Origin of the sequence: Demequina gelatinilytica (assembly GCF_000971115.1) — a bacterium.
Taxonomy (GTDB): Bacteria; Actinomycetota; Actinomycetes; order Actinomycetales; family Demequinaceae; genus Demequina; species Demequina gelatinilytica.
This window is the reverse complement of the sequence record NZ_BBLV01000003.1, coordinates 227,375-253,210: the sequence shown is the minus strand read 5'-3', so window position 1 is coordinate 253,210 and position 25,836 is coordinate 227,375. Positions and strand designations below refer to the sequence as shown.

Annotated in this window: 33 protein-coding genes; 8 read left to right on the top strand and 25 right to left on the bottom strand. The window is 70.0% G+C overall.

Features of this window, described 5'->3' with window-relative positions:
* The first annotated feature begins 375 nt into the window (after window positions 1–375).
* Window positions 376–942, top strand: a complete 567-nt coding sequence (locus AOM00_RS03850; protein WP_082096522.1) for a dihydrofolate reductase family protein — start codon at window positions 376–378, stop codon at window positions 940–942.
* Between the two features lie 54 nt (window positions 943–996).
* A complete protein-coding gene (locus AOM00_RS03845) occupies window positions 997–2,262 on the top strand; it encodes a deoxyguanosinetriphosphate triphosphohydrolase (RefSeq protein WP_062516513.1) in 1,266 nt (421 codons plus the stop codon).
* Window positions 2,263–2,268: 6 nt separating this feature from the next.
* Here the strand turns inward: AOM00_RS03845 and AOM00_RS03840 are convergent, their stop codons facing one another.
* Genes AOM00_RS03840 through AOM00_RS03825 form a run of 4 tightly spaced genes read right to left on the bottom strand, consistent with a single transcriptional unit; the run spans window position 2,269 to window position 4,551 of the window.
* The gene (locus tag AOM00_RS03840; RefSeq protein WP_062516512.1) at window positions 2,269–3,258 is read right to left on the bottom strand and encodes a DUF368 domain-containing protein; all 990 of its coding nucleotides are present in this window, start codon (window positions 3,256–3,258) and stop codon (window positions 2,269–2,271) included.
* Window positions 3,255–3,677, bottom strand: coding sequence for a hypothetical protein (locus AOM00_RS03835; protein ID WP_062516511.1), 423 nt, complete (start codon window positions 3,675–3,677; stop codon window positions 3,255–3,257). Before AOM00_RS03835 ends, AOM00_RS03840 begins: the two co-directional genes overlap by 4 nt.
* Window positions 3,674–4,096, bottom strand: a complete 423-nt coding sequence (locus AOM00_RS03830; RefSeq protein WP_062516510.1) for a hypothetical protein — start codon at window positions 4,094–4,096, stop codon at window positions 3,674–3,676. The genes AOM00_RS03835 and AOM00_RS03830 overlap by 4 nt, the downstream gene beginning before the upstream one ends.
* Window positions 4,096–4,551 carry a DUF6941 family protein gene (locus tag AOM00_RS03825; RefSeq protein WP_156159019.1) on the bottom strand — a complete coding sequence of 152 codons (456 nt, stop codon included), beginning with the start codon at window positions 4,549–4,551 and terminating at the stop codon, window positions 4,096–4,098. Before AOM00_RS03825 ends, AOM00_RS03830 begins: the two co-directional genes overlap by 1 nt.
* Before the next feature lie 114 nt (window positions 4,552–4,665).
* Between AOM00_RS03825 and dnaG the strand changes: the two genes are divergently transcribed.
* From dnaG to AOM00_RS03795, 6 genes are all read left to right on the top strand, one after another.
* The gene (dnaG, locus tag AOM00_RS03820; RefSeq protein ID WP_062516530.1) at window positions 4,666–6,645 is read left to right on the top strand and encodes a DNA primase; all 1,980 of its coding nucleotides are present in this window, start codon (window positions 4,666–4,668) and stop codon (window positions 6,643–6,645) included.
* Window positions 6,646–6,722: 77 nt separating this feature from the next.
* Window positions 6,723–7,148: a VOC family protein gene (locus AOM00_RS03815; RefSeq protein WP_062516509.1), complete on the top strand. Its 426-nt coding sequence runs from the start codon at window positions 6,723–6,725 to the stop codon at window positions 7,146–7,148.
* A gap of 83 nt (window positions 7,149–7,231) precedes the next feature.
* Entirely contained in the window at window positions 7,232–7,666 is a 435-nt protein-coding gene (locus AOM00_RS03810) for a hypothetical protein (RefSeq protein WP_062516508.1), read from the top strand.
* 214 nt (window positions 7,667–7,880) lie between these two features.
* Entirely contained in the window at window positions 7,881–8,237 is a 357-nt protein-coding gene (locus tag AOM00_RS03805) for a hypothetical protein (RefSeq protein ID WP_062516507.1), read from the top strand.
* A 229-nt stretch (window positions 8,238–8,466) separates the two neighbouring features.
* On the top strand, window positions 8,467–9,303 hold the full coding sequence (locus AOM00_RS03800) for a tyrosine-type recombinase/integrase (RefSeq protein WP_062516506.1): 837 nt from the start codon (window positions 8,467–8,469) through the stop codon (window positions 9,301–9,303).
* 92 nt (window positions 9,304–9,395) lie between these two features.
* On the top strand, window positions 9,396–9,611 hold the full coding sequence (locus AOM00_RS03795) for a hypothetical protein (RefSeq protein WP_062516505.1): 216 nt from the start codon (window positions 9,396–9,398) through the stop codon (window positions 9,609–9,611).
* Here AOM00_RS03795 and AOM00_RS03790 read toward each other — a convergent pair.
* The 21 genes from AOM00_RS03790 to AOM00_RS03695 all read right to left on the bottom strand — a co-directional run bounded on the left by AOM00_RS03790 (window position 9,589) and on the right by AOM00_RS03695 (window position 25,828).
* A complete protein-coding gene (locus tag AOM00_RS03790; protein WP_062516504.1) occupies window positions 9,589–11,514 on the bottom strand; it encodes a right-handed parallel beta-helix repeat-containing protein in 1,926 nt (641 codons plus the stop codon). The genes AOM00_RS03795 and AOM00_RS03790 overlap by 23 nt on opposite strands.
* 44 nt (window positions 11,515–11,558) lie before the next feature.
* On the bottom strand, window positions 11,559–11,750 hold the full coding sequence (locus AOM00_RS03785) for a hypothetical protein (RefSeq protein WP_062516503.1): 192 nt from the start codon (window positions 11,748–11,750) through the stop codon (window positions 11,559–11,561).
* Window positions 11,751–11,812: 62 nt separating this feature from the next.
* A complete protein-coding gene (locus AOM00_RS03780) occupies window positions 11,813–12,202 on the bottom strand; it encodes a hypothetical protein (protein WP_062516502.1) in 390 nt (129 codons plus the stop codon).
* Window positions 12,199–12,405 carry a helix-turn-helix domain-containing protein gene (locus AOM00_RS03775; protein WP_062516501.1) on the bottom strand — a complete coding sequence of 69 codons (207 nt, stop codon included), beginning with the start codon at window positions 12,403–12,405 and terminating at the stop codon, window positions 12,199–12,201. Before AOM00_RS03775 ends, AOM00_RS03780 begins: the two co-directional genes overlap by 4 nt.
* Window positions 12,406–12,413: 8 nt before the next feature.
* The gene (locus AOM00_RS03770) at window positions 12,414–12,869 is read right to left on the bottom strand and encodes a hypothetical protein (RefSeq protein ID WP_062516500.1); all 456 of its coding nucleotides are present in this window, start codon (window positions 12,867–12,869) and stop codon (window positions 12,414–12,416) included.
* A 79-nt stretch (window positions 12,870–12,948) separates the two neighbouring features.
* Window positions 12,949–14,970 (bottom strand): autotransporter outer membrane beta-barrel domain-containing protein, encoded by a 2,022-nt coding sequence (locus AOM00_RS03765; RefSeq protein ID WP_062516499.1) that lies wholly within the window; start codon window positions 14,968–14,970, stop codon window positions 12,949–12,951.
* Between the two features lie 10 nt (window positions 14,971–14,980).
* The gene (locus AOM00_RS03760) at window positions 14,981–15,205 is read right to left on the bottom strand and encodes a hypothetical protein (protein ID WP_062516498.1); all 225 of its coding nucleotides are present in this window, start codon (window positions 15,203–15,205) and stop codon (window positions 14,981–14,983) included.
* Window positions 15,206–15,214: 9 nt separating this feature from the next.
* Window positions 15,215–16,015, bottom strand: a complete 801-nt coding sequence (locus AOM00_RS03755) for a M15 family metallopeptidase (RefSeq protein ID WP_062516497.1) — start codon at window positions 16,013–16,015, stop codon at window positions 15,215–15,217.
* 25 nt (window positions 16,016–16,040) lie between these two features.
* Window positions 16,041–16,271, bottom strand: coding sequence for a hypothetical protein (locus AOM00_RS03750; protein ID WP_062516496.1), 231 nt, complete (start codon window positions 16,269–16,271; stop codon window positions 16,041–16,043).
* Between the two features lie 3 nt (window positions 16,272–16,274).
* Window positions 16,275–16,877 (bottom strand): hypothetical protein, encoded by a 603-nt coding sequence (locus AOM00_RS03745; protein ID WP_062516495.1) that lies wholly within the window; start codon window positions 16,875–16,877, stop codon window positions 16,275–16,277.
* A 12-nt stretch (window positions 16,878–16,889) separates the two neighbouring features.
* The gene (locus AOM00_RS03740) at window positions 16,890–17,933 is read right to left on the bottom strand and encodes a hypothetical protein (protein ID WP_062516494.1); all 1,044 of its coding nucleotides are present in this window, start codon (window positions 17,931–17,933) and stop codon (window positions 16,890–16,892) included.
* Window positions 17,930–18,952: a hypothetical protein gene (locus AOM00_RS03735; protein WP_156159018.1), complete on the bottom strand. Its 1,023-nt coding sequence runs from the start codon at window positions 18,950–18,952 to the stop codon at window positions 17,930–17,932. The genes AOM00_RS03740 and AOM00_RS03735 overlap by 4 nt, the downstream gene beginning before the upstream one ends.
* A gap of 58 nt (window positions 18,953–19,010) precedes the next feature.
* Complete coding sequence (locus AOM00_RS03730) at window positions 19,011–19,790, bottom strand: hypothetical protein (protein ID WP_062516492.1); 780 nt, start codon at window positions 19,788–19,790, stop codon at window positions 19,011–19,013.
* A gap of 2 nt (window positions 19,791–19,792) precedes the next feature.
* Complete coding sequence (locus AOM00_RS03725) at window positions 19,793–22,030, bottom strand: phage tail tape measure protein (RefSeq protein ID WP_062516491.1); 2,238 nt, start codon at window positions 22,028–22,030, stop codon at window positions 19,793–19,795.
* Window positions 22,030–22,182, bottom strand: coding sequence for a hypothetical protein (locus AOM00_RS15350; RefSeq protein ID WP_156159017.1), 153 nt, complete (start codon window positions 22,180–22,182; stop codon window positions 22,030–22,032). The genes AOM00_RS03725 and AOM00_RS15350 overlap by 1 nt, the downstream gene beginning before the upstream one ends.
* Window positions 22,183–22,229: 47 nt before the next feature.
* Window positions 22,230–22,610 carry a hypothetical protein gene (locus tag AOM00_RS03720; RefSeq protein ID WP_062516490.1) on the bottom strand — a complete coding sequence of 127 codons (381 nt, stop codon included), beginning with the start codon at window positions 22,608–22,610 and terminating at the stop codon, window positions 22,230–22,232.
* A gap of 4 nt (window positions 22,611–22,614) precedes the next feature.
* Entirely contained in the window at window positions 22,615–23,217 is a 603-nt protein-coding gene (locus AOM00_RS03715; RefSeq protein ID WP_062516489.1) for a hypothetical protein, read from the bottom strand.
* 9 nt (window positions 23,218–23,226) lie between these two features.
* On the bottom strand, window positions 23,227–24,255 hold the full coding sequence (locus AOM00_RS03710) for a phage tail tube protein (protein WP_062516488.1): 1,029 nt from the start codon (window positions 24,253–24,255) through the stop codon (window positions 23,227–23,229).
* A 3-nt stretch (window positions 24,256–24,258) separates the two neighbouring features.
* Window positions 24,259–24,582 carry a hypothetical protein gene (locus AOM00_RS03705; protein ID WP_062516487.1) on the bottom strand — a complete coding sequence of 108 codons (324 nt, stop codon included), beginning with the start codon at window positions 24,580–24,582 and terminating at the stop codon, window positions 24,259–24,261.
* 2 nt (window positions 24,583–24,584) lie between these two features.
* The gene (locus AOM00_RS03700) at window positions 24,585–25,052 is read right to left on the bottom strand and encodes a hypothetical protein (RefSeq protein ID WP_062516486.1); all 468 of its coding nucleotides are present in this window, start codon (window positions 25,050–25,052) and stop codon (window positions 24,585–24,587) included.
* Window positions 25,049–25,828 (bottom strand): hypothetical protein, encoded by a 780-nt coding sequence (locus AOM00_RS03695; protein WP_062516485.1) that lies wholly within the window; start codon window positions 25,826–25,828, stop codon window positions 25,049–25,051. The genes AOM00_RS03700 and AOM00_RS03695 overlap by 4 nt, the downstream gene beginning before the upstream one ends.
* Window positions 25,829–25,836: the final 8 nt, after the last annotated feature.

Here is a 25,836-nt window from a genome sequence, read left to right as displayed (position 1 = left end):
TGCGAGGACCGCGTGAGGGACCGCGGCCAGCCGCTGGTAGCGGGCGGCAGCGTCCAACGCCGCCGCCAGCTCCGCCTCCGACAAGGCCGCCAGGTCACGGTCCTCGAACGGCGCGAGCGCCTCACGCGCCGCGTCGATCGCCTCTACCGGGAAGGTCATGACACCAGTCAACACGAGAGGTCTGACACCCACCCCCCGATATCCACCCTGGTAGATGTGGAGAGCAACACCAGTTTTCGGCCTGGGGACATCACCTCCCCGCAGCGCGACGCTCGACAGCGGGCTGCCGGCGGCACCGGACCCACGGACACGCCGTTCGAGAGTCCCGTCGGTCCCGACCCGACCCCTGTCACACCCCCGCACTACCGTGAAGTCATGACCCAAGTACGCGCCTACCTCGCGATGTCCCTCGACGGCTTCGTGGCGGGCCCGGACGACGACCTCGCGTGGCTCGACCGACCAGGCGACCAGACCCCGATCGCCACCGATCCCTGGGCCGCCACGGACACCGACCAACCGCTCGACTTCGAGCCCTTCCTCGACCAGGTGGGCGCGATCCTCATGGGCAGGCGCACCTACGACATCGCGGCCGGCTTCGACGCGTGGGCCTATCGAGACATCCCCATGCTGGTCGCGACGCACCGCGACCTGCCAGACGCCCGCCCGTCCGTGACCGCCGTCGACGGCTCCCTCGCAGACCTCATCGCGCAGGCGCGGGCGCGCGCGGGCGACAAGGACGTCTACATCGACGGCGCCATGATGGTCCGCGAGGCCCTGGAGCAGAGGCTGCTCGACCATCTGATCATCACGCTCATGCCCACGGTGCTGGGTGCCGGCGTCCCCTTGTTCGCCGGCTCCACCCGCGCGACCGAGCTCACGGTCGAACGTGTCGTGCGATACGGCACCGGCCTGGTCCAGCTCCACCTGCGGCCCCCCGCCTAGGAAGCCGCGCCGCACCTCCCCGGACCACCGCATCGTGCCCGCTAGAGTCGAGGTATGACCGCGCCTCCGCCCGGCTATGCCGCAGCCGACGTGCAGCGATACGTCCAAGAGCCCCCCAAGCAGGCCCAGCGCACGCCGTTCGAACGTGACCGAGCCCGCATCGTCCACTCGAGCGCGCTTCGACGCCTCGGCGCGAAGACCCAGGTCCTCGGCGCGGGTACCGGCGACTTCGTGCGCACGCGCCTCACGCACACGCTCGAGGTCGCGCAGGTGGGCCGCAGCCTGGGCAAGGTCCTCGGCTGCGACCCGGACGTGGTCGACGCGGCGTGCCTCGCGCACGACCTGGGCCACCCGCCCTTCGGCCACAACGGGGAGCGCGCGCTCGACGAGGTGTCCCGCGACATCGGCGGTTTCGAGGGCAACGCCCAGACGCTGCGCCTCCTGGTGCGCCTGGAGCCCAAGTCCTTCGACCCCGAGACTGGGGAGAGCGTGGGCCTCAACCTCACGCGTGCCGTCCTCGATGCGAGCGTGAAGTACCCGTGGCGCGAACCCGAGACGCCCACGCGCCCCGACGGCAGCCCCACGCGCAAGTTCGGCGTCTACGACGACGACCTGCCGGTGTTCCGGTGGCTCCGCGAGGGCGCGCCCGAGCGCGGCCAGAGCTTCGAGGCGCAGGTGATGGACCTCGCGGACGACATCGCGTACTCGGTGCATGACGTCGAGGACTCCGTGGTCCACCACACGGTCTCGCTCGGCGTGCTACGCGACCCGGGCCGTGCCAGGGAGATCGCCGACCACGCGCGCGAGTGGTACGGCCGGGGAGAGCCCGAGGCGCTCATCGCCGCGCTCGACCGGCTGCGCGCGGAGCCGTGGTGGATGGAGGAGTACGACGGCTCGCATCGCGCGCTCGCCGCGCTCAAGGACATGACGAGCCAGCTCATCGGCCGCGTGGTCGGGACGGTCGCGGACGCGACCAGCGCCGCGTACGGCGACGGCCCCCACACGCGTCATCACGCGCAGCTGGTGATCCCGGAGGGGCTCGCGGACGAGATCCTCATGCTCAAGGGCATCGCGGTGCACTTCCTCATGGCTCCGCGTGAGAAGAAGGCCGCCTACCGTCAGCAGCGTCAGCGCCTCGCGGACCTGGTCGGGGCGCTCGTCGAGCTGGGGGACGAGGCGCTCGAGCCGCACTTCGCGGTCATGCACCGCGATGCGTTGGACGATGCGGCGCGCAAGCGGGTGGTCATCGACCAGGTGGCTTCGCTCACCGACAAGTCGGCGTACGACTGGCACCACCGCTACGTGGCGCGGCGGCGCTGAGCGCGCTCAGTCCTCGACCGCGGGGGCAGGCTCGGGCAGCTCGACGCCACCGGTGATCCGGTGCTCGATCGCGAGCGTCGCGACCACCACGAGCGCGCCCACCGCGAAGGCGATGACCGGCCCCGCGAGCGAGCCGTACGGCGCGACGCGAGCGCCGTCCGCGTCCTGCCACGGCCACAGCGCGACCAGCGAGCCCGCCATCACGCCGGTGAGCGCCACGAGAGTGACGCGGCGGTGGTGCTCCAGCAGCCACTGCAGCAGCTTGACGATGGTCACGAGCCCGATCGCGCAGCCCGTCGCGAACAGCGCGAGGTAGCCCAGATCACGGTCGTTGAGCGCAGCGATGGTCGGCTCGTACAGGCCCATGGTGAGCAGCAGGAACGAGCCCGACAGGCCCGGCAGCACCAGCGCCGACACCGCGAGGGCGCCGGCGGGGACCAGGATGTACGGCTCGGGGGACAGGTTGCCGCCAGGCAGCGAGACCACGATCCCGACCACCACGGCGGCGACGGCAGCGAGCGCCCACTCGCGCACGCCCCACGCCCCCGCATGACCGGCCCGCGTCGCGGAGGCGCGCGAGTGGCGGAAGGGCACCGCGAGGGAGGCGACCACGAGGCCGAGGAAGAGCCCGCGCATCGTCTCCGGGTGGTCCCCGAGCAGACCCTCCATGACGTGCGCCATGCCCACCAGGGCGATCACCATGCCCACGCCGATCGGGAGCACCACGGCCCACGCCACCCGCGAGAACTGGTCGCGCGACCGCGCGAGGCCGCGTCCGCGGAGCCCGTCGGTGACGGCGAGGCGTACGCCGCCGATGAGGTGGCCCGCGGAGGTCAGCAGCGTCTCGTAGACGCCGGTCATGAGCGCGACGGTGCCGCCGCTCACGCCGGGGACCGTCTCGGCGGTGCCGATCATCGCGCCGCGGATCACGTTGAGCGCCAGGGACAGCGGGCTGCTGCGTCGCGGCTCGACCGCGCGCTCGGGAGCGGCGGTCATCGCGCGTCCCCTGAGGTGGCGGCCGCCGAGGCGGCGGTGCGAGCCGCGCGGGCGCGGCGCTCACGCACCAGCAGGATGAGCGCGGCGAGGGGAAGGAGCAGCGGCACCCACCCGTACGCCGAGCCGTAGCCGGTCCACACGGTCTCGTCCGCCCACCAGGAGGGCTCGACGTAGCCGAGCGTGCCGACCACCAGCACCCCGAACAGCTCGACCGCGGTGCCGATGAGCGCGACGCCCGCCCAGCGCTTCCACAGCGCGATCGCGATCACCAGGTACAGCAGCGCCGAGACGCCGGACACCAGGTAGGGCACGGGCGCCTCGGACAGCTTGGTCGAGATCTGGTAGCTCGAGCGGCCCAGCGCGGCGAGCGCGAGCACGGCGTAGGCGACGATGAGCGAGATGCGCGCGACGGGGTTCATGCGGCGGTCTCCAGGATGACGTAGATGCGCCACGAGACGACTGCCAGGGCGATCGCGACGATGCTCGCCGCGGCGGCGTCGACCCGCGCGATCTGGAGGGGGGACAGGACGGGGCGGCTCGGATCGGGGTCGCCGGCGGCTGCCTCAGGGGTGCCGAGCCGACCGATCCCGAGGAGCGCGAGCAGGGCCACGGACGCGATGAGGTAGCCGAGCGCGAGGATCATGTCCGCGTCGACGCCCGACAGCAGCAGCGTCACGACCGTGATGGCCTGCACGCCGGCCGCGACGAACGCGGCCGGCGTGATGAGCGTGAGCGCACGATGCAGGCGCGGCCACGCGAGGGCGGCGAGACCTGCGACCGCGAGCACGGCGCAGGCGATCAGCACCAGGGGGTAGACGACCCCGGTGTAGACGTCCACTAGGCGCGCTGAGCCGCCTGCTGCACGCGCATCGGCAGGCGGGTCATCTCCTCGCCGTCCACGCTGATGACCCACGAGAAGAGGCGGGGCTTGTCGAAGCGCAGTCCGTCGATGGTGAACGCGAAGCTGGCGACCTGCTCGTCGCCGTCGACCAGGTGGGCGGGGCGGCCCACCGTGAACTCGCCGCCCATGGCGCGCACGGGAGCGGGCTTGCCCTCGGCGTCGGGGCGGATGCCGATCGGGTACTCCACGCCGTCCTCGGTGAGGAGCTTGAGCTCGAACTGGTGCGAGCGGTTCGTCTCGGTGAACGGGACGTGCACGATCGCGCCCACCGAGAGGCGGCGGTGCACGGCCGGGAAGCCGTTGACGAAGATGATGTTCCACCCCGCGCCGAGCGCGTAGATCTTGTTCTGCACGACCTCTGCCGAATCGGCGAGGAATGCGTCCACTCTCACAACAGCGTCCTTTCCTGGGGTGCTCCGTCCAGCCTAGCGCCACCCGGTGACACGGACGTGACGGGCCGGTGGACGATGCGCGGGCAGGGTGGCGTGCCCGAGTAGTCTGTGCGCGTGGCGGGCACGATCAACAGGGATGACATCGCGGCTGTCCGCGAGCGTGCGCCGATCGAGGACATCATCGGCCAGCACGTCTCCCTCAAGTCCGCAGGCGTGGGCTCCCTCAAGGGGCTGTGCCCCTTCCACGACGAGCGCTCGCCCTCGTTCCACGTGCGGCCCGCCGCCGGCCGCTGGCACTGCTTCGGCTGCGGCGAGGGCGGCGACGTCATCGAGTTCGTCATGCGGATGGACGGGCTGCCGTTCGCGGAGGCGGTCGGGTACCTGGCCGAGCGGGCCGGCGTGACGCTGCGCTACGAGGCCGGCGGAAGGCGCGGCTCGGAGTCCGGATCGAGCATGCGGCGCCGCCTGCTCGAGGCGCACCGCGTCGCCAACGACTTCTTCCGCGCGCAGCTCGCCGCCCCCGAGGCGCGCATCGCGCGTGACTTCCTGCGCGAGCGCGGCTTCGACCGCGACGCCGCGGAGCTCTTCGGCTGCGGCTATGCGCCGCAGGGGTGGTCGCATCTCACGGACCACCTGCGCAAGAACGGCTTCACCGAGCCCGAGCTCAAGGCCTCGGGACTGGTCTCCGAGGGCCAGCGAGGCGTCTACGACCGTTTCCGCGGGCGGCTCGTGTGGCCCATCCGCGAGGTCACGGGGGACGTCATCGGCTTCGGCGCGCGCCGCCTCCACGACGACGACCAGGGCCCCAAGTACCTCAACACCCCCGAGACCCAGATCTACAAGAAGAGCCACGTGCTCTACGGCATCGACCTCGCGAAGAGCTCGATCCGCTCCGAGCGGACCACCGTGGTGGTCGAGGGCTACACCGACGTGATGGCCTGCCACCTCGCAGGCGTCACCAACGCCGTCGCGACGTGCGGCACGGCTTTCGGCGAGGACCACGTCAAGGTGGTCCGACGCCTCATGGGGGACACGGGCCAGACGCAGCTCAAGGTCGGCTCGCACGGTGCGAAGGTGGTCTTCACGTTCGACGGCGACGAGGCCGGCCAGAACGCTGCGCTCAAGTCCTTCGCGCTGGACCAGCAGTTCCTTGCGCAGACGTTCGTGGCGGTGGACCCCGAGGGCATGGACCCCTGCGACATCCGCCAGCGCGACGGGGACGACGCTGTGAAGCGCCTCATGGAGCGTCGCGTCCCGCTGTTCGAGTTCGTCATCAAGGCCTCGCTCGCGTCGCACGACCTCGAGACCCCCGAGGGTCGCGTGGCCGCGCTGCGCACGGCGGCGCCGATCGTCGCGCAGATCCGCGACCGCGCGATCCGCCCGGAGTATGCGCGTCGCCTCGCCGGCTGGCTCGGGATGGAGCCCGTCGACGTGCTGCGCGCGGTGTCGCAGGCAGGGCAGCGGGGGAGCGGCGCATCGTCCTCCGGGCGTCCAGGCCAGGGGCGTCCCGGTCACGGCGGCGCCCCGGGCCCGTCGCAGGCGCCCCCGCCGTACGACGACGGCCCGCCGCCGATGGACCCCGAGACGGGTCAGATCGCCACCGTCACGGTGGCGCGCCCCAATCCACGCGACCCCGTGGTGCGGGCGGAGGCGCTGTCGCTCGGCGTGCTGCTCCAGGCGCATCGCGCGATCGCGGACGATGCTCAGGCGCTTGCGATCTACGGGGAGCTGGCGCGCGACGCGTACGTGACGCCGCAGTACGCGCAGGTGTTCGATGCGGTGGTGGCGGCGGGCGGACCTGCGGAAGCGCCCTCGGACTGGGTGGGTGCCGTGGTCGAGCAGGCGGGTACGGACCTTGCGCCGCTCGTCTCGCAGCTCGCGGTGACGCCGCTTCCGCATGACAAGCCGGCCGAGTCTGGCGTCTACGCACGCTCGGTTCTCGCGCGCCTTCTCGACAACTCGCTCACGCGCAAGATCGCGGACCTGCGCGGCCGCATGCAGCGCGCGGGAGCGGGGACGGACGTCGCCCAGGAGGCGTTCGCGGAGATGATCCGCATCGAGCAGCGTCGGCGCGAGCTGCGCGACTCCGCCTGAGCGATCTCCTCGCGGTGACGGCATCACCGATGTCGGACGGCACGCGTAGCCTCCGAGGGAGAGGTGAGGAGGCCGTGATGGCAGCACCGCGGGTATCGCTGGTGACCCTGGGCGTGGCGGACATGGATCGCGCGCTCGCGTTCTACGAGGCGTGGGGCTGGGAGCGCGTCGACCGTGAGGGCGGCCTGGTGATGTTCCAGGCGAACGGCACCCTGATCGCGCTGTTCGGGCTCGCGGACCTCGCGGAGGATCAGGTGCGGCCCGGCGCGACGCTCGGCACGGGTGCCATGACCCTCGCGCAGAACTACGGCACCGAGGCGGAGGTCGACGCCGTCTTCGAGGAGGCGCTCGCGGCCGGGGCGACGGAGCTCAAGCGCCCCCAGTCGGTCTTCTGGGGCGGCTACAGCGGCTACGTCGCGGATCCCGACGGGCACGTGTGGGAGCTCGCGATGAACCCGTTCTGGCCGCTCGCCCCCGACGGCACGGTGATGCTCGGGGGATAGCCCCGCCGCGGCATCATCCCTGGTGCGAACCTTCGGCCCCCGATCTCTGGAACGGCGCGCCGCACTTTGCTAGGTTCCGAAGAGTGGACGCCGTCCTCGTCATCCAGGAGCGGGCGCGACGCGATGTCGCGGCGCTCGATCCTGTCGATGTGCCGTCGATCCGGGGCCTTCGCGACATCAGGCTCGCGGCGCTCATGCGGCATGCGCGGCGGCAGATCCGTCATGCGATGCGCGACGAGGGCGCGCTGCGTCCCTGGTGGGAGCGGTCCCCGCTGCTCATCCTCGTCGCGCCGATGCTGCTGACGTGGGCCGCGGTGTTCCACAACGGCACGGCGCTGTTCATGGGCTTCGTCGCGGTGACGTGGGGGATCGCGTCGGAGCCTCGCGTGAACCGCGCCGAGAGGCGCGAGTACGCGCGCCTCATGACGGCCTATCGCAATGCGGCGGCCGATGCGCTGGACGCCCGCGCGGACCGCCGGCAGTGGGAGTGGGGCGACGGCTACGGCCTCACCACCTGAGGCTCCGGCACCCCGTCGCGGGGCAAGAAGAAGGGCCGGTCCTCGATGAGGACCGGCCCTGGATGGCTCCCCCGACTGGACTCGAACCAGTAACCTGCCGATTACAGGGCGCACACGGTCCCGGGGACCGTCTCCTCGCTCGATGACAAGAAGCGCCGCGTCCGCGAGCGCCTGAGCGCGCCGCGGCTGGACCTCGGCGACAAGGCCGCCTGAGATGGGCATCGGCAGCCGGCCGGGGCGCCTTGAGCCCGGAGCCCACGCGTCCGCGAAGGTCACCGTCGCCGTCGTCCCCCCGGTCGAGCTCGAGGACCCGCACTACCCGTCCGCGATGCCGATCGTCGTGGACCGCGTCACCTGGGAGCACTCGCTGCGCGGCGAAGTCGAGTACCTCGGCGTCCACGCCATGGGCGCCGAGTCCTTCCGCGGAGTGACGTGGCACGTCATCGCCGGCGCGCGCGAGCTGATCCGTGACGTGCCCGCATGGGTCCCCCCAGCGCCCGATGGGTGGGACTCCTTCGTCGCCAGCCAGATCGTCGAGGCGAAGTTCGGAGCCAATTCGACGCACTCCTGACAGCCGAGACCACCGCACCCGAAGCCGCGCGCATCCCGCACCACCTCCCTGATATACCAGCGGAAAACGCGGCCCGCGGGACGGTTCCGTATGCCCGAAACCACCACACAATTCCGTAGTATACCTGGGGTAATGCTGGAATCTCGGGCTCAAGAGCGGCGGTCGGGAAGCCGATGCATCCGGCACAGGCAGGACGGTACCGACGCCGTCCGGAAGCTGGGGGTTCACCATGTGGAGCAAGCTGATCGACGAGTTCATCACCTCGTACCTCGCGGCCGGGCGCTCGCTCGGCACGTGCCGACTGCGGCGGCACTACGTCACCGCCTTCTCGCGCCGCCACGCCGACCCGCTCACCGTCACCCGTCTGCAGATCGAGATGTGGCTGGCAGGGCTGAACGTCGGCGCGCAGGCACGCAAGAGCGCGCAGGTGACGCTGCGCCAGTTCTACCGCTGGGTGGTCGACGCGGGCTATCTCGCAGCCTCGCCCGCGGCAGGCATGCGGCCGGTCACCGCGCCGCGCGGGGTGCCCCGGCCCGCACCTGACGAGGTCTACCGGCGCGCCATGGGCATCGCGCCGTGGCGCGAGCGGCTCATCCTCGCGCTCGCACGCCAGGCCGGCCTTCGGTGCATGGAGATCGCGCAGGTCCACAGCCGCGACCTGATCGGCGAGAACCTCTACGTGCGCGGCAAGGGCAAGAACGAGCGCGCGGTGCCGATCCTCGACCCCGAGCTGCGCGCCGCGATCGCCAACGCCCGCGGCTACCTCTTCCCCGGTCGCGTCGACGGCCACCTGTCCGCGCTCCACATCACCCGGCTCGCGTCGCGCGCCCTCGAGGGGCACTACACCGCCCACACCCTGCGCCATGCGTTCGGCACCACCGCCTACCAGGCCAACCACGACGTGTTCGCCCTGCGGGACGTGATGGGCCACGCCAAGATCGACACGACGCTGCTCTACGCGAAGGTCGCCGACGCCGCCCGCGTCCAGATCGTCGCCGACGCCGCGCCCGTCAACGACATCCGGCCGATCGCCCCCCACGCGTGGGAGCTTCCCCGCGCCGCGTAGACACCACGAGACCCCCACCACCCGGGAGGAAGGGGTGGTGGGGGTCGTCTGGGTGTGCGGCGGACGTCAGGGGCGCCTGGCACGCTGGTGGGGTGAAGATCACGATGACCGCGGGTGACCTCGTCGCCGACCTCGCCGGACGCCAGTGGGTCGTGCGCGACAGCGCCGGCGTGACGATCGGCTGGATCTCGCCTGCGGGGGAGTACTGGTCGGTGTCGCTGCTCGCAGGTGGGGCCGGCGACGGCCGCTACTACGAGCCGCGCGACGCGCTCGAGGCGATCGCGGCTAAGCGAGCGACTGCGCCGTGAGGTGCCCGATCGCGGCCTGACCGGAGTTCGCGCCCAGCACCTTGTAGCCGACACGGTCGGCCGACGCGAACGTGGTCTCGTCGCCGCCGGTGAGGGTGTGCGCGATGACCTCCGCGCCGTCGACCGCGACGGTGATCTCAGCGCCGTCGACGGTCACCGTGACGCGGTGGCGGGTGTTCGTCGTCCAGGCGAGCGCGCCCTCCGCGAGGGTCGTGTTCGTGCCGCCGACGCGCTTGCGCAGCTGCATGCCGGTGCCGCCGAGCGCGACCCAGAGATGGTTGTTCTGGTCGATTCCGCGGAACAGCAGCGCCATCGTGTCCGAGTCCTGCGTCTCCCAGGTCACGTCGAGCCGGAGGTCCGCGCCGAGCGCGGCCGTGAGGTACGTGCTCGAGCCTGAGCCCGACAGCAGGTCGCGCACGCGAGTCCACGTGCCGGTGGTCTGGATCCATGCCTGACCCGACGTCATGCCCGCGCCGATCGCGTCGCGACCGGACCAGTCGTCGTAGGCGAGGAGGTCCGCGGCGTCGCGGCCACGGTGCACGTATCGCACCCCGTCGACGAACTCCTCGACGTAGATGTCGCCCGTCTCGGGCACCCGGATGCGGCCCTCGGTACCCGCCTGCGCGACGACTCCGGTGATCGCGACCGAACCGCGAGCGCCGACACCGTCGGCGATGTACAGCGCGTAGGGGGCGGCGCGGGAGTAGCCCAGCTCGCTGTCGGAGCCCGCGACGACGCCCGCGAGCGCGAGGTGGCGGGTCGAGCCGTAGGACGCGCCCTCGGCTGCGCCGGCCATGATCACGATGTCGCCCTTGAGGTGGTCGCCGGTGGAGTCGAACGGTTCGCCGAGGTCGGAGATGGCGCCCTCGCCGGAGGTCAGGTGGAGGCAGTTGCCCTGCGCGACCCAGGAGGAGTCCATCGAGCGGGTGAGGGCCCAGCCGACGATCCCGGCGAGCTGGTTGCGCTTGGCGGTGAGGCCCTTGAGGTTGTGGGAGTACACGTTGCGGACGTAGATCCCGACGCCGGCGTTGGCGTTGGCGATGATCTCGGAGCTCGAGGCCTCGGAGTGGTCGATGACGACGCCGTGGCGGCCGTTGTCGCGGGCGTAGACGCCGTTGTAGAAGACGTCGCGGATCGCGTTGGAGACCTTGATGCCGTCGGACTTGCACGCCTGTGCGGTGACGTTGGTGAGCTCGGTGTTGCGGGAGTTCGTCTCCGCGCCCGAGTTGATGAGGTAGACGCCGGCGCCCCATGTGTTCGTCGCGTAGACGTTCGACAGGACGACGTTCGAGACGCGGCGGGTGAAGATCCCCGCGCGAGGGTAGGTGCCGGTGAACGAGTTCGTGTTGTCCGCGTTGCCGTCGACAGCGAGGTCGGCGGCGTGGATGTTGTCGACGTCGGTGGCCCAGATGATGCCGTGGACGTTCGCGTCTGCCGCGACCGTGATCACTGTCGCGAAGCAGCCGGATCCGATGATCGCGCCGCCCTCGGGGACGAGGAGGTCGTCGTTGATGTAGAACCTGCCTGGCGCGAGGTGGGCGACACCGCAGCGCGCGAGCTCGGCCATGATCGCGAGACGGTCCGTCATGCCCGACGTGTCGCCCGAGGGCTGGATCTGGCCGGCGAAGCGCACGCCGGGCGCGCCCGGCACCAGCCCGAGGTCGTACAGGGACTTCCATACGCCGTGATTCAGGCCGCGGTCGTAGGCCTGCAGGGAGAACTGGCTGGGTTCGATGACGCCGGATGACGGTGTCGCGGGGATCGTCGCCGGCGTCGACTCGTCGACCTCGTCCCACCATGCGTCGGGCGCGAAGTCGGCCTCGAGGACGTCGCCGAACGTCGCGCGGATGTCGAGGGTCGCGTAGTCCCACGAGCCGGGCCGGTTGAACTGCCACTTCGCCATGTCGGTCTCCGTCCGGGGGTAGGGCGAGGTTGGGGAGCCGGTGCTCAGCCGTGGAACTGGTTGTTGCGCACTGGCTCCCAGCGCGCGGCTTCACCGCGGTAGTCGGTCGCGGCCGTGGTCGCGGAGCCGCCGCTTCGCATGCCCCAGATGGACAGCGCGACGCGCGTCCCCGGCTCGCCGAGGTAGTAGCCCGTGAACGGGACGCGGGCGTCCACCGCGACCGAGGATCCTGTCATCTGGGAGCGCTGGGCAGTGGTCGGCTCCGTGGCGGTGGGGCCGGGCAAAGTGGGGTGGCTGACTATTCGCGACCGTCGCTACGATTCGCCGTCTGAGGCAGCGCCTTGAAGCGGTCGTGGGCGTCGCGCAGGAAGGCGATCAGCGTCTCGTCCCAGCCGAACTTCGCCGCCACCTCCCGCTCAGCCATGCCGCGGTGCGCCGGGTCCTTGCAGTCCTCGAACGCGACCTCGCACTCGCCCGACTCGCACTCGTCGTCATCGTTGCCCCAGCCCATGACGATCGCGTAGGTGAACGCCTCGGGCCAGTCCGCGCCCATGTCGCGCGAGGTGAACGCACAACGGTTCGCCATGACGCCGGCGGCGGTCTCGTCGCCGAAGCGCGTGCGCTCGGTCATCATGATCGCGCGCACGCCGTCGCGTGTCGTGAACTCGTGGGAACCTGTCTCGCTCATGCTCGCTCGCCTCGCTTCCACCTGGTGATGGTGTTCGTCGACAGACCGGTGAACTCCGCGAGCTCACGCACCGACGCGCCATGCTCGGCGGCGTCGAGGACCGCGGCGACCAGCTCGTCGTAGGACGCATCGCGGGCCGCGAGCGCGGCGCGGATGCGGGCCTGGTCGGTCGCGGGGATCAGGCCCTTGTGCTGTGGCGACATGGGGGACATCATGCCGCCGCCTTGCGTTCAGTGCCCTCCCACGCGCCGGGGCGCTTGCCGATGGTGCCCTCGCGCTCGCACTTGGGGCAGGTCCACAGGTCGCCATGCGGGCCCCACCGGTGCGCGTGCGCGGGCGGATACGGTGCCACGGACCAGCCGCGGCCGACGCCTTCCCAGAGGTCGGCGCGTCCGTCGCGCGTCTCGTGCCAGCGGGACGTGCAGGCGCAGAACTGGCACACCGCGCGGACCTTGATCGCGGCGGCGCGGACGTGGAACGTCTCGCCGACGCGCGCGTAGATGCTGCTCTCGTCGCCGTCCTCGAGCGCGACGAAGATGCGCAGGTGCGTGTCGTCGAGCACGGCGTCGAGCACGGTGCCGAGGTGGCCATTCGGCGTGATGATGCGCATCCCGTAGCGCAGGTCGCAGGCGCGAACGGTGCTCGAGCCCGGGGCTGTCGAGGCCATGGCTTCCCCCATCTGTAGCGGTCATCGCCACGCTATCAAAGGTGTAGCGATGACCGCCACATTCTGGGTCGTTGTGGGGCTAGTACGTCGCCCCTGAGTAGACGTTCTTCCACGCCGACCCGTCCGAGATCACGCGACCGGCTCCGCACGCGAGGCCTGCGTTGGTGTTGGTCGCTGCGTCGCCGTTGGCCTTCGTGAGGATCGACACGTCGGCCGGGAAGTCCTGCGCGAGAACGTGGATGACCTCGGCGCTCGCGCGCACCACACAACTCGAAGTCTTGACTCCCCATCCGGCACCGCGGATGTTCGCCGCCGTGCCGTTGTAGACCCGGATGGGCTCGTTGACGGTGGCACCGCTCACGTTGGCGTAGATGAAGTTGAGCGTGCCGCCGCCGACCTGGGCGATGCGGTTGCAGCCCGTGACATCGGTGTTCGCGACGTTGAGAGCGACGGTCCCGCTGGAACCGCTGGCCACCTCGAGGATGCGACCGATCGCGTTGAGGTCGCACCCATCGACGTTGATGGAGCCGAGCACGGGGCCCGTCGAGCCCTTGTAGACCATGATCCCGCTGCTGGTGTCGGCCGCTCCGATGGTGCACCGGGAGAACGCGATCGCCGCGACCGTGATCGTGTCGCTCAGGCGCATGACGTGCTTGCCCGCTCCGGTCGTGAGCGCGGAGTCCGAGAAGGTCACCTGCCCGAGCGTGTAGGTGCCTCCGAGCGTGAGGACGTCGTTGCTCCCGGCGTAGCGACAGCCGCGCAGGACAAGGGCGGTGAACGATGCGGCGGCGATGGCGCTCACCATCGCGCCGGCGCCAGTGCACGTCACGCCGTCGAGGGTGACTGTGCCCACGGTGATGTTCGCGTTGTTGACGCTGAGGAACGCCGTCGAGCCGGTGTGGGTAGCCTTGCTCACCGTCAGATTGGTCACGACGTTGGAGCCGGCGCTGTCGATGCCGATGCTCACGGGCGAGCTGCCGGCCGCCGCGGTGATCGTCTCGAGCGTGACAGCCCCGTGGCGGTGGTGGCGCAGGTTCACACCCTGACCGCCCGATGCGCGACGCACCGTGAGGTCCACGATCTGGGCCGCGTCGGCGGCGGTGGAGCCGGTCCACACGGAGTGGCCGGTCCCGTGCTGGACAACGTCCTCGACGACGATGCCGCTGATGTCGTAGCCGTCGGCCACGCCCGATGCTGTTCCGCCGATCAGCACGATGCGGGTCGAAGTGGTGCCGGAGACGTTGCGCACAGAGACGCCCGCGATAGGGCCGTGGACGTCGTCGTAGGCGGTGTAATCGGTCGTCGTGAAGGCCACGACGTCATCGCCGCCGCCGGAGTTTCGCACGCCGTCGATGACCCCGTCGTAGGCGGGGCCGGTGATGTGGATCGTGTCGGAGGCGCACGTCGAGCGGATGTCACGCAGCGTGTAGTCGCTGATGTCGCCAAGGGCGATCCCGTACTTCCCAGCCTCCGAGAGGTACGTCACCTGCTCGATATGGATGCCGTCGACTCGACGGATGAAGATCGAGTGCGCATCGTTGTTCGACCCGCCGCGCGCGGCGCGGTCCCAGGTGCCGCCGATGATGGTGATGTTCGTGTCGCGGTCGCCGCTCGCATAGTGCTCGTTGCGGAGGATGTTGCCGTCGAAGCCCGCGGTGATGTGTGCGCCCAGCGCGTCGAGGCGCGTATCCGATACGACGGTGAGCGGCGCAGAGATCGTGGCCGCGCCGACCATGCGCTTCACTCCGAGCGCGGAGGCGGTCGCGAGCCAGGCGTTGATCGTCGCAGTGGGCAGGCCGGTGATGTCGAGCTGAGAGGCATACCGCGCATCTTGCTCGGCCGCAGTGAGCAAGCCGAGTTCGCTGAGCGTCTTCCACTGCCCACGGTTGGTGGTCCGGTTGTAGGCCTGGATCGCGTCCTGCGCAGGCTCGGTCGCGCCGCCGATCGGGGTGACCGGGATCGTCACCGCGGTCGACCCATCGACCTCGTCCCACCACGCGTCTGGGGCGATATCTGCCTCGACCACGTCGCCGGTCGAGGCAGTGAAGCCGAGCGTCGGATACCGGTATGTGCCCTCGCGGGTAAACTCCCACTTCGCCATGGTGAGCGCCCTACTCGCGGTCGGCCTCGGGCAGGCCCTTGGCCACGCCCTGCCAGAACGACGCGAACGCTGTCACGACGGTCGTGCCGAGGGCGATGCCGGCGGCCGCGAGCGCGGTCTTGCCGTCGGTGACGACGGCGGTGATCGCTGTGGTCACGGTGGAGCTGCCGAGGCCCTGGGCGAGGGTGCGGTAGGCGCGCTTCGCGGCGGCCTTGTGGAGGCTGGTCATGTTCATGGGCGTGGCCTACTTCAGCTTCTCGGCGAGCTCGGCGACGACCTTGCGGGCGATCGCGGTCTCGTCGACGGTGACGTCGACCTTGATGCCGGCGGCGAGCTTGTCGACCTTTGCCTTGAGCGTCTCGACCTCGATCGCGAGCGCGGCGTTGTCGAATGTGGCGCGGGCGGCGTAGGACAGGACGTCGTCGAGGGCCATCTCGGTGGGGATGTCGTCGATCTTCTTGCCCTGTGCGGCGGCGATGGAGCGGCGGGTGGCCCAGGTGAGGGTCACCTTGCCGGCCTGGCCCTTGAGCTGCTTGATCACCTCGGCGGCGATCTCGTCCTTGGCTGCCATGAGCTCGTCCTCCTCGTAGTCGAACGTGTCGGTGTCGGGGTTGTGGTTCCAGTGCCACCACTCGCCGACGCGCTTGCCTTCGGCGTTGTCCCATCCGCGCTTGGTGGCTTCGCGCGCGAACGTGTTGTACTCGTCGGTGTCGAACCCGCCGAGGCCCTGGAAGTCGACGGCGCGGCCCTTGCCGTGGTTCGACGTGCCGGGGATCGCGGCCGAGGGGCGGCCGGCGCGGCGGAACCAGCGGCTGCCGTTCCAGAGGCGGGTGTCGAACGCGCCGCTGTCGAAGCGGAACAGCGGCTCCGATGTGTCGGTCGTGTAGTAGTCCTTGAAGACGTTGATCTGCATCTCGAGGGTCCGCATGGCGTGGCCCGGGATGGTGGTGCCGTGCCCGGTTGCGCGCAGCAGCGACTCGTAGGAGCGTGCCGTGCGCGCCAGCAGCTGGCCCGGCGTGGACAGGTTCACGAGGGTCTCGGTCATGTCTCCTCCGTGGGCTCGTGTGGTGTCAGTCCGTCGGGCGTGCCGGCGGTGGCGGGGGCTTGCGCTCCCAGATGTGCGCCTCGAGGACATCGATGTGGTCGTCGCGGGCACGGATACGCCGGTCGTCCTCGCGGCGCCCCTCCCAGAGGTTCTCGACCTGCTTCTCGAGCGCATCGATGCGGGCCCGGTCGCCGCGGGTGACGAACCAGGAGCCGCCGAGCGCGATGGCGGCGGCGACGATCGCTTCAGGACCCATCGCCTACGCCTCGGTCGAGAAGCGCAGGTTGTCCAGCGACAGCGCGGTGACGGTGCCCGCAGAGCCTGCGGCGACGTTGATGTTCAGCGCGCCGCCGGTGCCGACGGTGTAGTTGAAGAGGCGGTTCGCGACGTTGTACGCGCCCGGGGCGAGGAACTCGCCGTAGGGACGCCAGCCGGTGTTGAACTGGAACACGATCGCACCACCACCGACCGCGATCGCCGTGAACGTGATGCGGCCCCGCGCCTCGAGCTCGCCCTCCTTGATGCGGACCTGCGGCGTCGGGGTACCGGCCGCGCCGCCTCCCGAGAACGACCCGACGCTGGTGAGGTTGACCCATCCGGTGTCGCGGACGTCGAGGACGCGCACGGAAGAGCCGTCGTAGATCTCGATCTGCTTGCCCGCGGTCGCGTCCGCACGCCAGAAGATCGCGGGCCGCGTCGCGGACGGCGTGTACGACAGCCCGGCGATCTTCGAGGTCCGGTCCGCCGCGGACGAGCACAGGATGATGTCGTTGATCGTGGGGAACGCACCGAAGATCCCTGCCCGGGACGGGGCCTCGCCGGTGGCCGGCGGGACGGTGTGCCCGCGCTCGTTGGTCGCCATGTCTCTCCCTCGTTAGATCTGCCGGGTGTAGGTCACACGCAGCGCCATGCCGTCGCCCGAGCTCGTGCCGCGGACCGCGTTGTAGCCCGACCCGACGACGCACAGGCCCTTGACCGAGCCCGCCGCGAACGCCGCCACCATGGACGCCGGCAACTCGACCCAGATCGCACCCGAACGGCCCGGCGAGCCCGAGGCCGTGTCGCCCGACGACGACGGCGCACCACCCGGCCGGGCGGCGTGCGCGGAGCCTTGGACGGTGATCGTGGGGTAGGTCGCGAGCGCGAGGTCCGCGCCGCGCAGGCGGACCTCGATCTTGGAGATCGCGGTCGCGCCGAGGTCGACGATCTGGTCGGCGTAGGTTGCGAGGCCCGTGAAGGGGCCCTGTGTCGAGAACGACGGGTCGCCCTGGTACAGGGTCGATGCGCCGCCGTACTCCTCGCGGCTGGTGTTCCAGCGGTCCCAGGCGGCACGGTGGGCGTCGTAGGTGCCGGTGAACGTGGGGCGGATGGTCGCGGTCGCGGTCTCGGATGTCGAGGTGGTGGTCGCGACCGGGGGGGCGGCGGGGTCGTCGTCGTCGTCCTCGAGGTCGGCGGGGTCGATGTCGCACGGTCCGAGGATCAGGGTGGGCTTGCCGCCGAGGCGCGGCTCCCGCAGGACGTACACCTCGTCGGAGACGGAGTAGGTGACGATCGGGATGTACGGCAGGGTGTACGACTGCCCGACGACTGTGACGGTGGCCTTGTTCGCGCCCGCGTTGACGGCGGTCACGACCCCGACGGGGCGCGTCGACGAGGGCTTGGTGGGGCCGACCACGAGGAACGGCCGGCCCGCCTTGAACGGGTTCTTCAGCACGAACACCGTCTGGTTGACACGGTAGATGCCGGGCACGAACGGCAGCGCGATCGACTCCGCGCCGTCGACCGCGACGAGGGCTTTGTTCTTGGACTCGTCGATCGAGTCGAGCACGCCGACCGCGAGCATCTCGGTGTCGATCGACTGTTCGACACCAACGGGGAGGGTGACACCCTCGCGGGCGTAGTCGAACTGGTCGGTCATCCCAGTCCCACCTTCAGCTTCGTGTTGCCGTCCCTGTGGGTGAGGGGATGCTGGGCGGCGATGACGTACCCCTCCTCGCGCAGCCCCTCGTAGGTGACGGCGACGGGGTCGGCGGACTGCACCCGCGGATCCGATAGGCACTCGACGTCGAGCGTGCGCGCCGGACGCAGCGACCGGCGGAGCATCTTCGTGCCGGCCGCGAGCGCCTGGGTGGCGTTCGTGACGAACGGGGAGGACCACTCGCGGGTCTCGACACCGAACGTGGACACCGCGAACGGGCCCGTGGTCTGCTCCACGATCGCGAGCGTGGGCTTCTGGTCGGACCCGTCGGTGTCGGTCGCGTTGACCTTGATCCGGTTGTAGATCCCGTCGCGGGTGCCCGACGTCGGGGCAGACACCACGGTGCCGCCCTCGCCGTCGACGTACTCGAGGACGGGGACGGGGATGTCGGGCTGCGCCTCGACGACCCGGACCTGCCCGTACTCGTCGGCGTACACGCGTGCCGGCCACGCCTTCGCGAGCGCGTTGATCGCCGCGAGCCGGTCCGACCCGTACCCGGTCGATGTCGGGACCGTCCGGTCGGTGAGCGCCGGGTCGATCTGGACGCCGATGCCGCCGGGCACGAGACGGCGGATCTCGGAGGCGAACGTGCCGCCGGCGCGCGGCGCGAGCTGCCATGCGGGCTTGTTGCCGCGGATGACCTTGAACATGCCCGCCGTGGTCAGCTGCACGTCGCCGTCGCTCGGGTTGAAGTCCTGGATCTGGAACACCCCGAGGCGGGTCTCGTAGGACTGGCGGGTCAGGAGCGACGTCACGACGATCGACACGACCAGCTGCTGCCCGTTGGGAGCGAGCGGATGGCGCGGGTCGGCACCGGGCATCCAGTCGAAGCCGTCCTGACGGCGCGGCACATTGAGAGACACCGAGTCGGGGATCTCCTGCGACTCGTCCTCGTTGTACGTGCCACCCACGATCGGGACCTCCGGTGCGAGCAGCTCGCCTGCGAGCCACGACGACACCTGGGGACGCCAGATCAGGGAGCCCGCATACAGGGGACCCGGAGCACCGTCACGCACGTCAAGCCCCGTAGTCGTACCGGTCGAAGTCGTCCCAGTCCGCGCCCGACCACGCCGCGTCGAAGTCGTCCCACGACGCTGCCGACCAGGCCGCGTCGAAGTCGTCCCAGTCGAACACTGCCAGCGGCGTGCCGGGCTCGGGGTCACCGATGGCCTGCACATCGAGCTCGAACAGACGCAGCGTCCCGACCGCGCCGATCAGCTGGTCACGGTGCTTCGTGACCACGACGATCTCGACCGGCGGGATGTCACGCAGGTCCACCGTGTTGCGGCGCACCAGCACCGAGTTGTCCTCGAGGACCGCCTTCAGCGCCGCCGACTCCTCACCCTCGGCCTCGAGCGACCACTTCATCGACGCCGTCGAGGTCACGTCGACCCGGGCGACCGGGTCGCGACGACCCGCGACCTTCACGAGCGTCACGTCGTGGTCGTACTCGCGTGCGTCCTCAGGGTCCGCGATCTCCACGACCGCACGTTGCGCCCCGTCGAGGGTCTGCAGCATGCTGTACGCGTCGACGTCGAGCATGATCGCGGACGACGAGGTGACGTCACCGTCGATCGTGACCGTGTAGACGATGTCGCCGTTGAAGGGTGCACGGTTGTCGATCAGCACCAGCTGGTTGCCGTCGGACGTGCCGACTCCGCCCGGGACGGGCCACGAGAAGCCGCCGTAGGTGCCGTGCACCGTGTACGCGTCGCCAGCGGTCATGCCCGTCAGGACGACCTGCACGGGAGCGGGAGCGTCACCGGAAAGGATCGACGCCGAGATCGCGACCGCCATCGTCAGCCCCTCGCCCTCGCCGCGACACGGCGACCCTGACGGTGTGCACTCACGGCCTGATCGGCGGCAGTCTTCATCCGGCCCAGCAGGACACCGTCGGCGTCCCGCACCTCGAGGACCGCGCCCGCGAGAGACGTCGTGACGTGCACCGCGGAGCTGCCCGCGGAAGTCGGAGCGGAGACCACCGTGGCCTCGTCGAGGTAGCCACGCATGAACGACGCCAGCTTCGACAGCGGCGCGATCGCCTCAGGCTCGGAGCCCTCACCCACCACCGCGAGCGTGGGCCCGTAAGCGACAGCACCCGACGCGAGCAGCGGGATGCTCGGCATGCCCCAACCCTTGCCGCCGATCCCAGGGATCCAGTCCGGCGCCGTGAAGTGCAGCTTGCCGGCGGTGTTGTTCCAGAACGACGCGATCGCGTTGAACGCATTCTTGAACGGCTCCGACAGGAGATCCTTCACGGTCGCGAAGCCCTCCGCGACCTTGCCGGGCAGGTCACCGAACCAGTCGACGACCTTGCCCCAGTTCTCGGTGATGATCCCCAGCGGCGTCCACTTCCACACCTTCTTGATGAAGTTCCACGCACCCCGGAAGATGCTGACGGTCCGCTCCTTGAACCCGCCGAACCAGGTCGTGATCTTGCCCCAGTTCGACGTGACCATCCCGAACGGCGTCCACTTCCACACCTGCTTCATGAAGTTCCACGCGCCCCGGAAGATGCTGATCGCACGAGTCTTGAAGCCGGAGAAGAACTTCGTGATCTTGCCCCAGTTCGACGTGACCATCCCGATCGGCGTCCACTTGAACACCGTCTTGAGGAAGTTCCACGCGATACGGAACGCCGTGACGATCCGCGTCTTCACCCGCCCGAAGAACGGACCGACCTGCGACCAAGCGCCCTTGATGAACGCCCACGCGTTGAGCAGCCCCTCACGGAACCAGTCGACGTTGTTCCACGCCCACACGAGCGCCGCGACCAGGAGCGCGATCGCCGTCACGATCCACATCACCGGGCTCGCGTTCAGCGCCGCGTTCCACGCCCACTGCGCGGCCGTCACGATGCCCGTGCCGACCGCGGCGAGCCTCTGACCCACACCGAGGTTCGTCAGCCCCACCAGCAGCGAACCCGCCGCGCCCGCGCCCGCCAGGAGGTCCCCACCGAACGCCTTCACCCCGGCCGCGACCGTCCCGAACGGGCCAGGCAGGCTCATCGCGTCCTGCCACAGCCCATCGAAGCTGCGCCGCATCGACTCCGCCGACGCGATCCCGTTGTCGTACAACGTGTCCGACATGTTCTCCGTCGCATCGGACACGTCAGCGAGGGTCTGCTTGGCCGGGTCCATCGACAGGACCATCTCCTTGCCGGCGTCCTCCCACATCGACCCGAACAGCGCGACACCCGCCGCGTCCTGCTCCGCCGCATCCGAGACGCCCGCGAGCGCCTGGACGACCTCAGAGAAGGCCGTCTTCGCGGCAGGACCGCCCATCGCGATCTGCGACTGCATCTGCTCGGCGTTGAGGCCGATCGCCTCATACGCCTTAGCCGTCGAGTCCGACCCGTCGATCGCGCGCGTCGCGAACTCGTTCATCGCGTCGCCGGCCTTGTCGATCGAGAACGCACCCGAGTCGAGCGCGGAACCGAACATCGCGATCGCGTCCTGGCCCGACAGGCCCAGCTGCGACATCGGCTCCGAGTACTCCCACAGGGTGTCGAGGAACTCGTCGGTCTTGTCCAGACCGCCCTGCATGCCGGTGGTGATGATGTCGAACGCCTCGTCGGCATCCGCGGCGAGGCCGTTCTTCATCAGCTGGCCCGCGGCGCGCGTGACCTCGGAGACGTCCTTGTCGTAGGCGTCCGCGATCGCGAGCGCGTCGGTGACCATCTTCTGGGTCTCGGCCGACGACGTCTTGTTGAGGTCGACCATGTCCTCGCCGACCTCGGACACCGCCCGAGAGACCTCCTCGAGCGAGTCGCCCATGCCGTCGCGGAACGCGCCCTTCGCGGCGTCGGAGGCGGCCTGCGCGGCCTCAGGGATGAGGTTCAGCTGCGCCGCGACCTTGTCGCCCGACGCGTCGGCCGCGAGCGCGTCGTCGAGGCCGCCGAGCAGCTTCGTGCCGGCGTACCCGGCGGCGATCGATGCTGCCACGCCGAGCGCGTGCTCCTCGAACTTGTCGAAGACCTTCTTCGCCGGTGCCGCGTCGGCGAGGATGTCGAAGATCATGGAGCGGCGCGACGGCATCAGTGCCTCCTGGATCTACTCGCGGTGCGGGACTGGCGGGACTTGCGCTTCTGCTCCTTGCGCCACGAGTCGACGGAGTTCGCGACCGCCCACCATTGGGGCAGCGTGAGAGTCCAGATGTTCTCGTGGTTGAGGGAGGGGAAGATCTGCATCGCATCGAGCAGGCGGTGGTTGACCGCCTGCTCGATGGGCTCTGCGGCTACTGCTGGGAGGGCGGTGCGGCCTGCGGTGCTGCGTCGTCGCCCCGAGGCGAAGCCTCCGGGGCCGACGTAGGGTCCACCTGGGTGTCGTCCTCCGCGTCGTCGGTCGGGTCGCCGGCCTCACGCACCATGCGGATCTGGCCGTTCTCGATGTCGAGGACCTCGTCCCAGGTGGGCTTCATGCCGGCCTGCCACAGCGACGCGAAGATCAGTGCCGCGGTGAGCGACGAGCCCTGCTCGAGGTGGTCCTGCATCTGCTTGTTGTCCCACCCGGCCTGGTACTGCAGCTCGAGCTGGGTGCCGATCTTCATCTTCGACTGTGTGACGACGCGGTAGTCGCCGTCGAACTTGTCGTGGCCGTTGATCTTGATGCGAGCCATCTGGCTACGCTCCTCCCTTGTTCATCTCCTCGAGGCCCGCGTCGAGCGCGGCGAGGATCGCCTGTGCGAGCTCCTCACGGCGTTGCGTGATGACCTCGCCGAAGTACGGCCGCCCGGCCTGCGACACCCATGTCGAGCGGTTGCCGTAGACCGGGTGGCGGAACCGCTTCGTGTTGTAGGCCTTCGCGAATCCGGAACCGCCGCCGCGGATCCGGATCCCCGAACGGCGGCCTGTCTGGATCGCGACCTTGAGGCCCGCCTTGATCTCCTCGCGCGAGCCCCGGCCACGCCCGCGAGCGCCGGTCGTGGTGACGTCCGTGACGTACTCGCGGCGCGTGACCGAGATCCCGGACGCCCGGTTCGAGGACTTCCGGGTCGTGTACCGAGTCTTCTTCGACACACCCGTGACGAGACCGAGGGGTTCCTTGTCGAGCTCGACCCGCATGTACCCGATGACGCGCTTGCCTGCCTCGCGCAGCTCGCGGCGCACGTTGCGTGCGAGGATCGGGTCGAACTCCTTGAGGGCTTCGAGCTCGGCCTTGAGGTTGCGTCCTCGGACCTGGATGATCGCTTCGTCGGACGCAGCGTTGCGTGCGCCGACTCCCACGATCGCCCCTTAGACGGTGGTGTCGTCGGTGCGGTAGACGACGTAGATCATCTCGTTCGTGCCGTCCTCGAGGGCCGTGTAGTCCGCGGAGACGGTGATGACGTCGCCACCGGCGGACGTCGGGACGGCGCCCTCGAGACGGATCGCGGGGATCACGATCTGCAGGACGGGGTTCGACGACGACCCGATGGTCGAGGGGTGCGTGAACGTCAGCACCAGCGACAGGGTCGTCTGGTCGAGGTACGCGTCCGCCATCTCCTCGTTGTCGAACTCGAACTCGGCCGACCCGGACACGGTCGCCCGGCCGACGACGTTGGCGCGGGTGCGGCGACCCTGGCCGCCGATGTTCCATCCCTCGCCGTCGAGTCCCTGCTCGATCTTCACGTTGACGGTGCGAGCGGTCGCGGTCGCCGCGCCCGTGATCGACGCGAGCGCGGTCGTCGTGGGGACGGTGAGGGTGCCGTCGGAGAACGTCAGCGCGGCGTGCGTGAGGTGGAACAGCTCGGCGTCGACGGGGTACGACGGGGCGGCGTAGGCCACATCGCGGAGCACCTCGCGGCACATCCACTCGAGCGAGACCTTGAGGATGTCGTTCGCGGATGCGTCGAACTCGATCGACGAGGCCTGCGATCCGGGGAACGTGTACGTCTCGACGCCGGAGCCGTCGAGCTTCGGGATGCCCTTCTGCAGCGTGTACGACGGGTGCGCGCCCTTGGTCAGGGTGTGCACCTGCTGGTACACGCCCGAGTCGGAGGTCTCGACGTTCGTCGGCGTGCCACCGAGACCCGCCTCGAGGAGGAGACCCAGGCCCTTCGTCTTCGCCTCGTCCGTGATGGAACCGCCGGCGTCGATCTTGTTGACGACACGGCGGTCCAGGCGCGCGCCGCGCTGACCCGGGCGCATCCCCTCACCCTGGCCGTACTCCGTGGAGTCCTCGAGGGACTCCTCGGTGAACTCAAGGAACCGGTCGACCACGACGGGCGTGCCGTAGACCGACTCCTTCTTGACGCCGATCGAGCAGTCGAGCTGCGTGGTCATGGGCTACTCCTTCTCATCGGACGCCGCGGCGTCGTCGTTGGGCGCCTCATCGGCGTCGTCGTTGGGCGCCTCATCGGCGTCGTCGTTGGGCGCCTCATCGGCGTCGTCGTTGGGCGCCTCATCGGCGTCGTCGATGGGGGTCGGCTCGTCGAGCTCGACCTGGATGTCCTTCGCGGCCTTCGAGACCGCCTTCCACGAGTCCTGCGCGAGCAGGATCCGCGCATGGTCCTCCGAGACCTCGACGGTCTCGCCGCGGCCGACCCGGCAGCGAAGCAGCGGCACGTCCCGCGCGAACGGTCCGGCGTTCTTGATGGTGATGACGGCCATGGTCAACCTCGGATTCGGTACTTGGCGGTGAACTCGGCTTCGATCTCCCACAGCGCGCCCGCAGGCTGCGCCGTGTAGACGCTCTCGGCGTCGACCTCGGTGAGGAAGCAGGACAAGACGGTCCCGCCCACGGTCGTGTCGCCCGCGAGCGCGGAACGCAGCGACTCCGCGAAACGGTTGAGGAGTGCGAATGCTGCGTCACGTGCGACGTCGTCGATCAGCTCTGCGTCGCCGGCCTCGAAGTGAGCGAACATCATCGTGACGGTGCACTCCTCGTCACGGCCGCGTGTGCCGCCCAGCGTGGCGGGCTCCTGGGTCGACTTGTAGCGGCCCATCGTGACGACGGAGTCGGAGTACTCGATCGGCGAGGGGGTGCGGTTAACGCGCACGCCTTCGCCGTCGAACAGCGTCCGGGCGGCCTGGAACATGGCTTCGTGGAGGCTCGCGCCGATCGTCGAGACGGTGGTCATGCCAGGCCCGGCGTGTTCTTCAGCGACTGCAGCATCTCCCACGCACGCTTGGGGAGCGCGAAGCCCATCGGGGTGGTGAAGGTCTCCTCGACCGCGCCGGCTTCACGCAGGCCCTGTCGGGAGACCTGCCACATCTGCGCGATCACCTCGAGGCACGCCAGACGCGCCTGCGGCGGGATCGTCGTGCTCCCCACGGTGTAGGTGACGACGACGCTTCGGGCGCTGGTGAACGCTCCTGACGAGATGATGCCGGCGGCGGCGTCGACCGTGTAGTCCGTGGCGACGAGGGCGACGCCGTCGACCGTGACGGTCGAGACCGCGATGCCCGTGTGGGGCAGGAGGACGTCGTACTTGACGTCGGCGCCCAGGCACGTCCACGTCTTGTCGTCCGGCAGCAGGGGGCCCGTGACATTCTCGACGATCGCGGTCGCGGCTGCGACGTACAGGCCCAGCATCGCGATCGAGTCGTAGCTCTTCGCTGCCTGGGCGCCCAGGCGGAGCCGCTCAAGCGCGTCCTGCACCGACACCAGGTAGCGCGGCTGTGCGGGCCACACGTCTGCGATGTCCGCGACGATCGTGTCGTCATCGTGGGTCCACAGCAGTTGGTGCCGGCCGGGCTGCGTCGGCGTGAACACGGCCGAGAACGTGCTGCTCGACGCGCTCGGCGTCGGCGGGGACGGGAACGCGGTGCCGTCGGGCTGTGTGATCGTGAGCGTCGCAGACCCGCCCGTGTGGGCCTGCCACAGGACGGTCGCGATGCCACCGACGACGAACATGGCAGCGA

Bases quoted from the DNA above. Each gene is read 5' to 3' on its own strand.
- AOM00_RS03850 (WP_082096522.1), top strand. From the start codon at position 376: ATGACCCAAGTACGCGCCTACCTCGCGATGTCCCTCGACGGCTTCGTG.
- AOM00_RS03845 (WP_062516513.1), top strand. From the start codon at position 997: ATGACCGCGCCTCCGCCCGGCTATGCCGCAGCCGACGTGCAGCGATAC.
- AOM00_RS03840 (WP_062516512.1), bottom strand. From the start codon at position 3,258: ATGACCGCCGCTCCCGAGCGCGCGGTCGAGCCGCGACGCAGCAGCCCG.
- AOM00_RS03835 (WP_062516511.1), bottom strand. From the start codon at position 3,677: ATGAACCCCGTCGCGCGCATCTCGCTCATCGTCGCCTACGCCGTGCTC.
- AOM00_RS03815 (WP_062516509.1), top strand. From the start codon at position 6,723: ATGGCAGCACCGCGGGTATCGCTGGTGACCCTGGGCGTGGCGGACATG.
- AOM00_RS03805 (WP_062516507.1), top strand. From the start codon at position 7,881: ATGGGCATCGGCAGCCGGCCGGGGCGCCTTGAGCCCGGAGCCCACGCG.
- AOM00_RS03800 (WP_062516506.1), top strand. From the start codon at position 8,467: ATGTGGAGCAAGCTGATCGACGAGTTCATCACCTCGTACCTCGCGGCC.
- AOM00_RS03790 (WP_062516504.1), bottom strand. From the start codon at position 11,514: ATGGCGAAGTGGCAGTTCAACCGGCCCGGCTCGTGGGACTACGCGACC.
- AOM00_RS03785 (WP_062516503.1), bottom strand. From the start codon at position 11,750: ATGACAGGATCCTCGGTCGCGGTGGACGCCCGCGTCCCGTTCACGGGC.
- AOM00_RS03780 (WP_062516502.1), bottom strand. From the start codon at position 12,202: ATGAGCGAGACAGGTTCCCACGAGTTCACGACACGCGACGGCGTGCGC.
- AOM00_RS03775 (WP_062516501.1), bottom strand. From the start codon at position 12,405: ATGTCGCCACAGCACAAGGGCCTGATCCCCGCGACCGACCAGGCCCGC.
- AOM00_RS03770 (WP_062516500.1), bottom strand. From the start codon at position 12,869: ATGGCCTCGACAGCCCCGGGCTCGAGCACCGTTCGCGCCTGCGACCTG.
- AOM00_RS03765 (WP_062516499.1), bottom strand. From the start codon at position 14,970: ATGGCGAAGTGGGAGTTTACCCGCGAGGGCACATACCGGTATCCGACG.
- AOM00_RS03760 (WP_062516498.1), bottom strand. From the start codon at position 15,205: ATGAACATGACCAGCCTCCACAAGGCCGCCGCGAAGCGCGCCTACCGC.
- AOM00_RS03755 (WP_062516497.1), bottom strand. From the start codon at position 16,015: ATGACCGAGACCCTCGTGAACCTGTCCACGCCGGGCCAGCTGCTGGCG.
- AOM00_RS03750 (WP_062516496.1), bottom strand. From the start codon at position 16,271: ATGGGTCCTGAAGCGATCGTCGCCGCCGCCATCGCGCTCGGCGGCTCC.
- AOM00_RS03745 (WP_062516495.1), bottom strand. From the start codon at position 16,877: ATGGCGACCAACGAGCGCGGGCACACCGTCCCGCCGGCCACCGGCGAG.
- AOM00_RS03740 (WP_062516494.1), bottom strand. From the start codon at position 17,933: ATGACCGACCAGTTCGACTACGCCCGCGAGGGTGTCACCCTCCCCGTT.
- AOM00_RS03730 (WP_062516492.1), bottom strand. From the start codon at position 19,790: ATGGCGGTCGCGATCTCGGCGTCGATCCTTTCCGGTGACGCTCCCGCT.
- AOM00_RS03725 (WP_062516491.1), bottom strand. From the start codon at position 22,030: ATGCCGTCGCGCCGCTCCATGATCTTCGACATCCTCGCCGACGCGGCA.
- AOM00_RS15350 (WP_156159017.1), bottom strand. From the start codon at position 22,182: ATGCAGATCTTCCCCTCCCTCAACCACGAGAACATCTGGACTCTCACG.
- AOM00_RS03720 (WP_062516490.1), bottom strand. From the start codon at position 22,610: ATGGCTCGCATCAAGATCAACGGCCACGACAAGTTCGACGGCGACTAC.
- AOM00_RS03710 (WP_062516488.1), bottom strand. From the start codon at position 24,255: ATGACCACGCAGCTCGACTGCTCGATCGGCGTCAAGAAGGAGTCGGTC.
- AOM00_RS03705 (WP_062516487.1), bottom strand. From the start codon at position 24,582: ATGGCCGTCATCACCATCAAGAACGCCGGACCGTTCGCGCGGGACGTG.
- AOM00_RS03700 (WP_062516486.1), bottom strand. From the start codon at position 25,052: ATGACCACCGTCTCGACGATCGGCGCGAGCCTCCACGAAGCCATGTTC.
- AOM00_RS03695 (WP_062516485.1), bottom strand. From the start codon at position 25,828: ATGTTCGTCGTCGGTGGCATCGCGACCGTCCTGTGGCAGGCCCACACG.